This window comes from Mesorhizobium sp. M0018 (genome assembly GCF_040323955.1).
In the GTDB taxonomy this organism is placed as follows: domain Bacteria; phylum Pseudomonadota; class Alphaproteobacteria; order Rhizobiales; family Rhizobiaceae; genus Mesorhizobium.
The window spans coordinates 280,428-292,117 of record NZ_JAMYVL010000008.1 but is presented as its reverse complement, the minus strand read 5'-3'; the positions used below and the strand labels follow the sequence as shown (position 1 = coordinate 292,117).

11 protein-coding genes are annotated in these 11,690 nt (G+C 64.3%); 9 read left to right on the top strand and 2 right to left on the bottom strand.

The genetic code is table 11. From position 1 onward, the window contains the following. Nucleotides 1–258 precede the first annotated feature (258 nt). From radA to NKJ81_RS14380, 6 genes are all read left to right on the top strand, one after another. Complete coding sequence (radA, locus tag NKJ81_RS14405; protein ID WP_352471084.1) at nucleotides 259–1,677, top strand: DNA repair protein RadA; 1,419 nt, start codon at nucleotides 259–261, stop codon at nucleotides 1,675–1,677. Nucleotides 1,678–1,724: 47 nt separating this feature from the next. Then, nucleotides 1,725–2,396, top strand: coding sequence for a CvpA family protein (locus NKJ81_RS14400; protein WP_023677716.1), 672 nt, complete (start codon nucleotides 1,725–1,727; stop codon nucleotides 2,394–2,396). A 125-nt stretch (nucleotides 2,397–2,521) separates the two neighbouring features. Further along, nucleotides 2,522–3,991, top strand: coding sequence for an amidophosphoribosyltransferase (gene purF, locus NKJ81_RS14395; RefSeq protein ID WP_023677717.1), 1,470 nt, complete (start codon nucleotides 2,522–2,524; stop codon nucleotides 3,989–3,991). A gap of 74 nt (nucleotides 3,992–4,065) precedes the next feature. Beyond that, nucleotides 4,066–4,806, top strand: a complete 741-nt coding sequence (locus tag NKJ81_RS14390; protein WP_254820236.1) for an SDR family NAD(P)-dependent oxidoreductase — start codon at nucleotides 4,066–4,068, stop codon at nucleotides 4,804–4,806. 80 nt (nucleotides 4,807–4,886) lie between these two features. After that, nucleotides 4,887–5,516, top strand: a complete 630-nt coding sequence (locus NKJ81_RS14385) for a hypothetical protein (RefSeq protein ID WP_352540796.1) — start codon at nucleotides 4,887–4,889, stop codon at nucleotides 5,514–5,516. A gap of 130 nt (nucleotides 5,517–5,646) precedes the next feature. Next, nucleotides 5,647–5,868, top strand: a complete 222-nt coding sequence (locus NKJ81_RS14380) for a hypothetical protein (RefSeq protein ID WP_254820234.1) — start codon at nucleotides 5,647–5,649, stop codon at nucleotides 5,866–5,868. A 33-nt stretch (nucleotides 5,869–5,901) separates the two neighbouring features. Here the strand turns inward: NKJ81_RS14380 and NKJ81_RS14375 are convergent, their stop codons facing one another. After that, a complete protein-coding gene (locus NKJ81_RS14375; protein ID WP_352540795.1) occupies nucleotides 5,902–6,408 on the bottom strand; it encodes an OsmC family protein in 507 nt (168 codons plus the stop codon). A gap of 320 nt (nucleotides 6,409–6,728) precedes the next feature. Between NKJ81_RS14375 and NKJ81_RS14370 the strand changes: the two genes are divergently transcribed. Further along, a complete protein-coding gene (locus NKJ81_RS14370) occupies nucleotides 6,729–7,637 on the top strand; it encodes a DMT family transporter (RefSeq protein ID WP_502899634.1) in 909 nt (302 codons plus the stop codon). 196 nt (nucleotides 7,638–7,833) lie between these two features. Here the strand turns inward: NKJ81_RS14370 and NKJ81_RS14365 are convergent, their stop codons facing one another. Continuing rightward, entirely contained in the window at nucleotides 7,834–8,688 is an 855-nt protein-coding gene (locus NKJ81_RS14365) for a LysR substrate-binding domain-containing protein (RefSeq protein WP_352501842.1), read from the bottom strand. 114 nt (nucleotides 8,689–8,802) lie between these two features. On the opposite strand from NKJ81_RS14365, the gene NKJ81_RS14360 reads away from it, so the two are divergent. Beyond that, entirely contained in the window at nucleotides 8,803–9,210 is a 408-nt protein-coding gene (locus tag NKJ81_RS14360; protein WP_352540794.1) for a tautomerase family protein, read from the top strand. 155 nt (nucleotides 9,211–9,365) lie between these two features. Then, a complete protein-coding gene (locus NKJ81_RS14355) occupies nucleotides 9,366–11,588 on the top strand; it encodes an AMP-binding protein (RefSeq protein ID WP_352540793.1) in 2,223 nt (740 codons plus the stop codon). The last annotated feature ends 102 nt before the right edge of the window (nucleotides 11,589–11,690 follow it).

Here is an 11,690-nt window from a genome sequence, read left to right as displayed (position 1 = left end):
CCTCGAATGGCATCCCGAACCTCCCGGCGCAAAGCGCGCCAAACTGTTCGCGATGTCCTCGCACACCTGTTCGCGATGTCTCCGGTCCAAACAGGGGGGAGATCGGATGTCATTTCGGCTTTCGGCAATCGTCAATGCTGCTAGATGTACGGCAATATCGGAGCTGCCAATCTCCCCCCTTGAGGGGGAGATGTCCGGCAGGACAGAGGGGGGCGCTGTCCCGCCGACCTGTCTTTCAATTGCCGCGGGCCGCGCCTGATGGCCAAATCCCGCATTCAGTTCATCTGCCAGAATTGCGGTTCGGTGCATCAGCGCTGGGCCGGCAAATGCGATGCCTGCGGCGAGTGGAACACGCTGGTCGAGGAAGGCACGTCAGGCGGCATAGGTTCCGGCCCGGCCAATACGCGCAATGCACGCAAGGGCCGCGCGGTGGTGCTGACCAGCCTCTCCGGCGACATCGAGGACGCGCCGCGCATCGTCTCCGGCATCGGCGAACTCGACCGCGCCACCGGCGGCGGCTTCGTGCGCGGCTCGGCGCTGCTGGTCGGCGGCGATCCCGGCATCGGCAAGTCGACGCTGCTCACCCAGGCCGCGGCCGCGCTGGCGGCAAAGGGCCACCGCATCGTCTATGTCTCGGGCGAAGAGGCGGTCGCGCAGATCAGGCTGCGCGCCCAGCGGCTCGGCGTCGCCGACACCCCGGTCGAGCTCGCCGCCGAAACCAATGTCGAGGACATCCTCGCCACCATCGCCGATGGCAAACGGCCGGATCTGGTCATTCTCGATTCGATCCAGACGCTGTGGACCGATATGGCCGATTCGGCGCCCGGCACGGTGACCCAGGTGCGTGCCGCCGCCCAGGCGATGATCCGCTACGCAAAATCCACAGGGGCGGCGATCGTTCTGGTCGGCCACGTCACCAAGGAGGGCCAGATCGCCGGACCGCGCGTCGTCGAGCACATGGTCGACGCGGTGCTCTATTTCGAGGGCGAAGGCGGCCACCACTACCGCATCCTGCGCACGGTCAAGAATCGCTTCGGGCCAACCGATGAGATCGGTGTCTTCGAAATGTCGGACAAGGGCTTGCGGGAAGTCGCCAACCCGTCCGAGCTTTTCCTCGGTGAGCGCCATGCGAAGTCGCCGGGTGCCGCGGTTTTCGCCGGCATGGAAGGCACACGGCCGGTGCTGGTCGAGATCCAGGCGCTGGTGGCGCCATCGACGCTGGGCACACCGCGCCGCGCCGTCGTCGGCTGGGACGGTGCCCGGCTGTCGATGATCCTGGCGGTTCTGGAAGCCCATTGCGGCGTCCGCTTCGGCACGCACGACGTCTATCTCAACGTTGCCGGCGGCTACCGCATTTCTGAGCCGGCGGCCGACCTGGCAGTGGCGGCGGCACTGGTTTCCTCGCTCACTGGTCTTGCCCTTCCCGCCGATTGCGTCTATTTCGGCGAAATCAGCCTGTCGGGTGCGGTGAGGCCGGTTGCGCATGCGCAGCAGCGCCTCAAGGAAGCCGAAAAGCTGGGTTTCGGACGCGCGGTTCTGCCCTTGGGCAGCGAGGAACTTGTTGGTGGTAATGCGGTCGGGGGGATCGGAGCCAGCGCTTTCCAGCCCACCGAGCTTGCCGATCTCGTGGCGCGAATAGCCGGCTCTCGGCGCAGCCGCGCCGACGAGCAAGAGTGATGCGGCTCGTCGGGCCGTGAAAAAGAGATCGGAGTGGGGCGAAAAACATGCCGATTACGCTGCTTGACGGAATTCTCGTCGGCTTCACCCTGGTCTCGGCGATGCTCGCTATGGTTCGCGGCTTTTCGCGCGAGATCCTGTCGATCATCTCCTGGGCAGCCGCCGCGGCCGCCGCCTTCTTCTTCTACAAGCCGGTGCTGCCTTACATTCAGCCCTATGTCGACAACGAAAAGGCCGCCATGGCGGCGGCCGCCGGTATCGTCTTCATTGTCGCGCTGATCGTCGTTTCGGTCATCACCATGAAGCTCGCCGACTGGATCATCGATTCCAGGATCGGCGCGCTCGATCGTACACTTGGCTTCCTCTATGGCGCGGCGCGCGGCATCCTGGTCGTCGCTGTCGCGCTGCTTTTCTTCAATTGGCTGGCCGGCGCCAAGGCTCCAGGCTGGATTGCCAACGCCAAGTCAAAGCCATTGCTCGAATCGATCGGCGCCAAGCTCGAAAGCCTGCTGCCCGAGGATCCGGAAAACGCCATCCTCAACAAGCTCAATCCGAATCAGCCGGCCACCGAGACGCCTCTGGCCCCCGATGCGCCTGCAGCGGAAGCCCCTGCCGCCGGCGACGACGCCACTGCTCCGGCACCCGACGACAGCGATGCGCCGCCGGCCGACAATGCGCCCGCGACGCCGGCACCTGCAAACCCGGCGCCGGCAAACTGATTTCGACGGACTTGCGAGGCTCAAGACTGTCGATCATGTGAACGCCGCACGACGTGCGTTGCTTTCGATGCGCTATGACCTTATATGGCGACTTTAGCGGAGCTTGAGCCCCAATGGCAGCCTCAGTGGCAGACGCAGACGACGTGCTTTCCGCCGAAGCCGACGACCATTTCCACGACGAATGCGGCGTGTTCGGCATTTTCGGCCGGCAGGACGCCGCAGCCATCGTAACGCTCGGTCTGCATGCGTTGCAGCATCGAGGCCAGGAAGCGGCCGGCATCGTTTCCTATGACGGCACCCAATTCCATGTCGAACGCCATGTCGGCCTGATCGGCGACACCTTTACTAAGCAGCGTGTCATCGACAGCCTGCAAGGCAACCGTGCCATCGGCCACACACGCTATGCCACCACCGGCGGCGCCGGTCTGCGCAATATCCAGCCTTTCTTCGCCGAACTTGCCGATGGCGGCTTTGCCGTCGCCCATAACGGCAATCTCACCAACGCCATGACCGTTCAGCGCGCCCTGCAGAAGCAAGGCGCCATCTTCTCTTCCACCTCCGACACCGAAACGCTCCTGCACCTGGTTGCCACCAGCAAGGAGCGCGACCTGAATTCGCGCTTCATCGATGCGGTGCGCCAAGTCGAAGGCGCCTTCTCGCTGGTGGCGATGACGTCCAAGAAGATGATCGGGTGCCGCGACCCGCTCGGCATCCGCCCGCTGGTGCTCGGCGATCTAGACGGCGCCTGGATTCTCGCCTCCGAGACCTGCGCGCTCGATATTATCGGTGCGCGTTTCGTGCGCGACCTGAAGCCCGGCGAAATGGTCGTCGTCACCAGCAAGGGCATCGAAAGCCTGTTCCCGTTCGAGCCGCAGAAGACCCGCTTCTGCATCTTCGAATATGTCTATTTCGCGCGGCCGGATTCGTCGGTCGAAGGCCGCAACGTCTATGAAGTGCGCAAGCGCATCGGCGCCGAGCTGGCGCAGGAAAGTCCGGTCGAGGCCGACATCGTCGTGCCGGTGCCGGATTCGGGCACGCCGGCGGCGATCGGCTTTTCGCAGGCCGCGGGCATTCCGTTCGAGCTCGGCATCATCCGCAATCACTATGTTGGCCGCACCTTCATCCAGCCCGGCGATTCGATCCGCCACATGGGTGTCAAGCTCAAGCACAACGCCAATCGCCGCATGATCGAAGGCAAGCGTGTGGTGCTGGTCGACGATTCGATCGTGCGCGGCACCACCAGCCAGAAGATCGTCCAGATGGTGCGCGATGCCGGCGCCAAGGAAGTGCATATGCGCATCGCTTCGCCGCCGACGCGCGCCTCCTGCTTTTACGGCGTCGACACACCGGAAAAGTCGAAGCTGCTGGCGTCGCGCATGTCGGTGGAGGAGATGGCCGAGTTCATCCGCGTCGATTCGCTCGGCTTCCTGTCGATCGACGGGCTCTACCGCGCCGTCGGCGAGGCCGGCCGCGACAACGAGCAGCCGCAATTCTGCGACGCCTGCTTCACCGGCCAGTATCCGACCCGGCTTGCCGACTTCGAAGGCTCCGACAATGTGCGCACGCTGTCGCTCTTGGCGGCAGGCGGGTCGTAGGCCTTGCCGGTCCGTTTGTCTGCCTCCCCTTAGCCCCTCACGGCGGTTTCACCTTGCCTGTCGGAATCCATCGTATGAGCCTTGACCTCTCCGGCCGCGTTGCGGTCGTCACCGGCGCCTCGCGCGGCATCGGCTATTTCATCGCCAGGGAGCTTGCCGCGGCCGGTGCGCATGTGATTGCGGTTGCCCGCACCGTCGGCGGGTTGGAAGAACTCGACGACCAGATCAAGGCAGGTGGCGGACAGGCGACGCTGGTACCGCTCGATCTTGCCGACATGGCGGGGATCGACCGGCTGGGCGGCGCCATCCACGAGCGCTGGGGCAAGCTCGACATACTGGTCGCCAACGCCGCCGTGCTCGGCGTCATCGCCCCGATCGGCCATGTCGAGGCCAAGACCTTCGAGAAGGTGATGACCATCAACGTCACAGCAACATGGCGGCTGATCCGCTCGGTCGACCCGCTGCTCAGGCTTTCCGATGCCGGCCGTGCTATCGTGCTGAGCTCCAGCCTTGCCCACTCCGCACGCGCCTTCTGGGCGCCTTATGCGGCGTCGAAGGCGGCGGTCGAGGCCATGACGCGTTCATGGGCGCATGAGACCGAAAACCTGCCGCTCAGGGTCAATGCCGCCGATCCCGGGGCAACGCGCACCGCGATGCGGGCGCAGGCCGTACCCGGCGAGGATCCTGAAACACTGCCGCACCCTTCGGAGATCGCCAAGCGAATCGTGCCGCTGGCCAGCCCTACGCTCAAGGAGACCGGGTTGATCTTCCAGGCCAAGCACAATCGCTTTGTCGCCTACCGGCAGCCGGAGTAGCCACACATCGCATTTTGCCGGAAGAATTGCGCCGGCACCAACGTTGTTCGGGTGCCACAATTCGAGAAACGGAGGACCAAATGCGGAGACTGCTTCTCTTGACTGCCACCGCGCTGCTTGCAGTGATCGGCGCCGCGTCGTCGCAGGAGGCAACGATGAGCTTTTTCGTCACCAGCGTCGGCTCCGGCAAAGGCGCCGATCTCGGCGGTCTCGCCGGCGCCGACGCCCATTGTAGTTCACTGGCCGAAGCCGCGGGCGTTACCGGCAAGACATGGCGCGCCTATCTCTCGACCAGCGATACCGATGCACGCGACCGTATCGGCAAAGGCCCGTGGTTCAACGCCAAGGGCGTCAAGATCGCCGATGATGTCGCTTCCCTGCATAGCGATGCCAACGCCATCACCAAACAGACGGCACTCGACGAAAAGGGCCAAATGGTCAACGGCCGCGGCGACACGCCCAACCGGCACGACGTGTTGACCGGCTCCAAGCCGGATGGCACAAAAATAGCCGACCAGACCTGCGGCGACTGGACGCTGAGCGGAGCAGAAGGTGTGGCGATGATGGGTCATCACGATCGTACCGGCCTCGATGGCTCGGCAGCCGCCAAATCGTGGAATTCCTCGCATGCGTCACGCGGTGGCTGCAGCCAGGAGGCGCTGAAGGGCACCGGCGGCGACGGCCTGTTCTATTGTTTTGCGGTGAACTGAACCAAAACGACCCGACATCACGTGGCTGTGATGCCGTGGCTTAACGCCGCGCTTTGGCCCAGCTTTCGCCGCTGGGCCGGAGTTGCTAGGATCGTGCGACTCCCAAAACAAGCAGAGCGAGGAAATACTCATGGCGGCACCGAGCGTAGCGTTAGTCTGGTATCTGGTGATCGCCGGCCCGCAAGGCGGCATGGTCGTGCTGCCCAGCACATTCGACACCCGCGAACAGTGCGCCTTCGCCATAACCGAATACCAGAAGCAACCGACGCCGGCCGGCTGGTCGGTGCAGTGCGTGCCGAGCGCCTCGCCCTTCGCCGACGAGGGCGACGCCGAGGAGCCGTCGGCGCAGTAGGACAGCGTGATCTCCCCCTTGAGGGGGAGATCGTCAGCGTCGCGCGCTTACCGTCAGCTCCGGCTTCTGGCTGATGGTCTGGAACACGACGCAGTAGCGCTCGGTCAGCTTGAGCAGCGCATCGATGCGCTCCTGTGGCTCGTCGGTGTCGAGGCTAAATGTCAGCCGGATGGCGCGGAAGCCAACCGGCGCATCCTTTGCCACGCCAAGCGTGCCGCGAAAGTCCAGGTCGCCTTCGGCTTCCACCGTGGCGGCCCCAAGCTTGAATTCCAGCGCCGTCGCTACCGCCTTCAGCGTGACGCCGGCGCAAGCCACCAGTGCCTCCAGCAGCATGTCGCCGGAGCAGAGTTCGAGCCCGGTGCCGCCGGTCGCCGGATGCAGCCCCGCAATGGCGATCGCCCTGCCTGTCTCGACCTTGCAGGCGATCGATTGGTCGTCGATCGAGCCTTTGGCGCGGAGAGTAATCAGCGCGCGCGAGGCGTCGTCGCGATAGGCCACCTTCAGCGGCGCCTGCATGGCCTTCAATGCGATCGCGTCCATTTCGTTTCTCTCCCATAGTTGCCTGGCTTCGCTGCCTAAGGCGATGCCGCCTGCCCAAACGCAAGTCCCCGCTGGCGTAGCGCTTGGCAGGGTTTCGCCGGTATAGCCTGACGATACGGGGAGCATCCAACGCCATCACACCGTCTCTCGCAACACATTCGTAAGGCCGCCGGACATATGGCCGATATCGCCATCGTGGAAACCCGCGAACGGGTTCTTGCCGGAATCCTGTTCACCGGGGCTGCCTACCTGCTGTTTTCGATGCAGGACGCCTCAAGCTGACACTATGGTGTCAGGAAGGGGCAGCGTAGGCTGGTGAGATGACGGGATCGCTGGACATGCCATGCACAGTGGAAAGCGCCCGCGAGCGTACCCTCGGCATCATCCTGGTCTCGGCATCGGCGGCCGTCTTCGGCCTCACCGGCGTGCTGACCAAATCGATCCATGCCGACCCGCTGACCATTACCTGCTGGCGCGGCTTCGTCGGCTCGATCCTGATCAGCCTCTATGTCTTATGGCGCCGCCAGCGCTCCGGCGGTCGCGACAGCTTGCGGCTCGGCTGGCGAGGCTGGCTGCTGGCGATCGAGGGCGCGCTCGCGAGCATCGCCTTTATCTCGGCGTTCAAGTTCACCTTTGTCGCCAATGTCGCGATCATCTATGCCACGGCCCCGTTCGTCACCGCGCTGCTGGCCCTCCTGTTGGTCCGCGAGCCGTTCCGGCTGCAGACGCTTGCCGCCGCTGCTGTGTCACTATGCGGTGTGGCAATCATGGTCTGGTCCGGCTTCGGCACCGGCCATTTGTTCGGCGACGGGCTGGCGCTGCTGATGACGATCGGCAGCGCGCTCTACATGATCATGGTGCGCGCCTTCCGCGACACGCCGGTGGTGTGGGCGGGTGCGGTGTCGGCATTCCTTCTGTTCGTGCTCGGCTGGTTCGTCGCCGATCCGCTGGCTGTCTCGGCCAGGGACGCTGTGCTTCTGGCCACCTTCGGCGCCTCGTTCGCGCTGGCTTCGATCCTGTGGACGGAGGGCACCCGGCTTATTCCGGCGGCCGAGTCCGGATTGCTGGGTTCAGCTGAAGTGCCATTCGCGATCCTGTTTGCCTTCCTGTTCCTGGCGGAGATCCCGCCGGCAGCCAGCATGGTCGGTGGCGCCATCGTGCTTTGCGCGGTGTTCGCTCACGCCGGCCGCGACTGGCTGATGGCCAGGCAGCGCGCAGCGGATGCATGACCAATCTTCGCCGCGTCCGAGCGCGAGTTGGTGGTCCGATCACGAGAAATCCGGTCCTGAAAATTAATTTGAAAAGTCATGGAACCATCATAGGGCTCAGGCATTATGGCTGCGACGGGCCACCCCAAGTCCCCCCAAACCCCTCGGCCCGTCCTACTCAGAAGCCGACCGCAAGGTCGGCTTTTTCTTTGCTGGCTCAATTGGCCAAGGCCAGGTTGCCGCTGAACAACGCTGCCAGATCCTGCGCCGGCCGGTCGGCATCCTCACGCAAGCGGACGGCGAATTCGGCGACCGGCACCGGCGGCAGATCAAGATCGCTCGGCGCCTCGACGATGCCGGAATGAGCGAAGCGCGCCGTCCTCAACGTCAAGGCGATGCCGGCGTGCACCGCCGTACGCAGGCCGGCAAGGCTGGCACTGCCGGCAGCAATGCGGTAGCGACGGCCGGCCGCATCGAGTGCACTGGTCGCCGCTTCGCGAAACCCGCAATGGGGATCGAGCAGCGCCAGGGGCAGTTCGTCGTGGCGGGTGGCCAGCCCGTTCTGTGAGCAAAGCCAGATCATTGGTTCCTTGAGCACACCGACTTCGTCCCGTGTCGGCACCTGCCGCATGGCAATGGCCAGATCAAGGGTGCCGGCCTGCAAAGCCTGCGCCAGTTCGGCGGAACGGCCGACGCGCAGTTCGATCCTGACGCGCGGATGGCTGACAGCAAAAGCCCTGAGAAGCTGCGGCAAGCCGCTGTCGGCGAAATCCTGCGTGGTGCCGATGGCGACGCGCCCGTCGGCGTGCGCGCCTTTGAGGGCCAGCCACGCCTCGCGGTGCGCGGCAAGGATGCGACGCGCGTGAACGATCAGATCCTCGCCTGCCGGCGTCAGGCCGCGCCCTCGCCCCTGCGGCACCAGCAGCGGTTCGCCGACAACATCCTCCAGCCGCTGCATCTGCGCGGTCACTGCGGACGGCGAGCGACCGACGATCGACGCGGCCCGCGCCAGGGAACCGCCATCGACGAAAGCGAGGAAAGTCTTGAGGAGGTCGGGATCGAACAACTGCATAATTCGATGCTATCAAAGTGTTTATCAAAAACAATTCTATTTTTTTGATCAAAGGACGATGGCATGATTTTCTCGACGGCGAAGAGGCGCCGCTTGAAACCGAGGAGAAGAAACATGCCGATCATCAATGTCAGCGTTACCGGCAAGCCCGATGCCGCTTTGTCCGCCGCCATTGCCAGGGAAGTGACCGAACTGACAGCCACGCATCTGCGCAAGGACGCGACGATCACAGCTGTTGCCATTTCCTATCACGACCCCGAGCACTGGTTCGCCGGCGGCAAGTCGCTGGCCGAGCATGGCACCAACACGGCCTGGCTCGACATCAAGGTTGTCGACGGTACCAACACCAAGCTCGAACTGGAGGCGTATCTGCAGGCAATTTTCGCGGCATTCGGCCGGCTGCTGGGTAAGGTGCATGAGGAAAGCTACGCCCTCGTGCATGAAGTGCCTGCGGCCGCCTATGGCTTTGGCGGCAAGACGCAGGAATTCCGCTTCATCAGCGGAAGGATGAAAGCGGCGTAGCTGCGATAAGCAGCCGAGCCGAATCAACATAGGCGAATCAAACATGGGAGAGAGGGAAAAATGGAGCCGCATTGACGTTGATCCAACTTCGGCTAGGTTCTCACCCGAAGCGGCCGGTGAAGAGCCGCGACGTGAGATCGTTGGGAGATGCGGCGATGATCCTGACACTGGCGCTGCTTGCGGGTCTTGTCGCGGCCTGGCTGCTGATCGGCGTGGTGGAGAAGTTCCGCCTCGGCCTGCGTTTGAGCCAGGCGCTGCTCTACGTGCCGTTCAAGCTCGCCTACCGGATCAGCGACGACCGCATCAAGATTGCGCGCAGGTCGGTGGCCCCGGTCATCTATGTCATCTGGCATCAGTCACGCATCGAGCCGGCGCTGATGCTGTCGCTGCTGCCGGAGGATACGCTGCACATCCTCGACCAGGCTTCGGCCAGATCGCCGTGGCTGGAGCCGTGGCGCGAGCTCGGCCGCACCATCGCCTTCAACGCCGAGCATGTCTTCGTCAGCCGCAGATTGGTGCGGGTGCTGAAGGGCAAGGGCCGGCTCGCCGTTTACCTGCCGGATGCGGTCGAGCCAGACGTCAAGTCGTTTCGGTTGTTTCGCGCCATCACCCGTATCGCCATGCAGGCCGACGCCCGTATCGTGCCGGTCTTCGTTGCCGGCGCACGCAGCCTGCCGGCCTCGCTGACGCCGGCGGACAAGGCGCCGCGCCATTGGTTTCCGCAGCTGTCGATCAGCGCGCTGGAGCCGATGACCATCGCCGAGCTGGTGGCGCGGAACCCAGATCAGGCCTCCAACACCAATGCGCTGTTTGATCGCTTCGCCGAGGCCAGGCTTTTCGGCAGTGATCTCGACCGAGGGCTGTTCCTCGCCATGCGCGATGCGGCCGATCGTGTTGGCGCTTCGCACCCAATAATCGAGGACGTCATTGGCGGTGCCCTGAGCTACCGGAAAGTGTTCATCGGCGCCAGGGTTTTGGGCCGACGGTTCGAGGCAATAACAGCGCCGGGCGAAGCGGTTGGGCTGCTCCTGCCCAACGCCAATGGCGTCGTGCTGTCGTTCGTCGGACTTCTGTCGGCTGCGCGGGTGGCAGCAATGATCAACTATACCGCCGGCCCGGCCAGCGTCACCGCCGCCGTCCGCACGGCAATGATCCGCACCGTGGTCTCCTCACGCGGCTTTGTCGAAAAGGCCAACCTCGCCGACATCGTCGAGGCGGTGGAAAAGGGCGGGGCGAAACTGCTGTGGCTGGAGGATGTCCGCGCAAGCGTGACCGTGCTGGACAAGGCCGCAGCCGCCTTGCTGTGGCGCCGGCCGTTGCAGCGCCAGGATGCGGCCAAGCCGGCGGTGATCCTGTTCACCTCCGGCTCGGAAGGCACGCCCAAGGCCGTGGTGCTGTCGCACCGGAATCTTCTTGCCAATGCGATGCAGGCGGAAGCCCGCATCACCATCTCGCCGGCCGATATCCTGCTCAACGTGCTGCCGGTGTTCCACTCGTTCGGGCTGACCGGCGGCACCATCCTGCCGCTGGTCACCGGAGTAAAGCTGTTCCTCTACCCGTCACCGCTCCACTACAAACTTATTCCGGAGGTGGCGCGCAAGGTCCGGCCGACGGTGATGTTCGGCACCGACACGTTCCTCGCCAACTATGCCCGCACCGCCAAGGACGGCGATTTTTCCAGCCTGCGCTTCGTCGTGGCCGGTGCCGAGGCGGTGAAGCCGGAGACGCGCCGGGTTTACCGCGAGCGCTTCCAGGCCGAGATCATCGAAGGTTTTGGCTTGACCGAGGCCGCACCAGTGGTTGCCGTCAACACCGCCATCCACGGCCGCGACGGAACGGTCGGGCGGCTGCTGCCGGCCATGCGCATGAAACTCGAACCGGTCGAAGGCATCAGCGACGCCGGCCGGCTGTGGCTCGACGGGCCGAACCTGATGATGGGCTACATGACCGGCGACCGGCCGGGCGAGTTGCAGCCGCTCGAAGGCTGGCACGATACCGGCGATATCGTTTCGGTCGATCGCGAAGGCTTCATCACCATTCGCGGCCGCGCCAAGCGCTTCGCCAAGATAGCCGGCGAGATGGTATCGCTTGGCGCGGTCGAGATGCTGGTGCAGTCGCTGTGGCCGGAAGAGCATCACGCCGTGGTGGCAGTGCCGGACAAGCGGCGCGGCGAGCGCCTCGTTCTGGTCACCACGGCCGACAATGCCGATCCCGACGAATTGCGCGAATTCGGCAAAAAAGCCGGGGCGGCCGAACTGATGGTGCCGAACGACATCGTCAAGGTCGAGGAGATCCCGGTACTGGGCTCCGGCAAGACCGACTATGTCTCGACTAGAAAGCTGGCGCTCGAGAGGCTGGGACTGAGCGCAGCCGCCTGAGGCTTGCTGTCGAAAATTCTAAAGCGCGTCGCGTTCGACCGGCCTTGTGCGACGCGCTTTAGATTCTTGTTTTTATGCATGTCGTTATCGCAAAACCGCTGC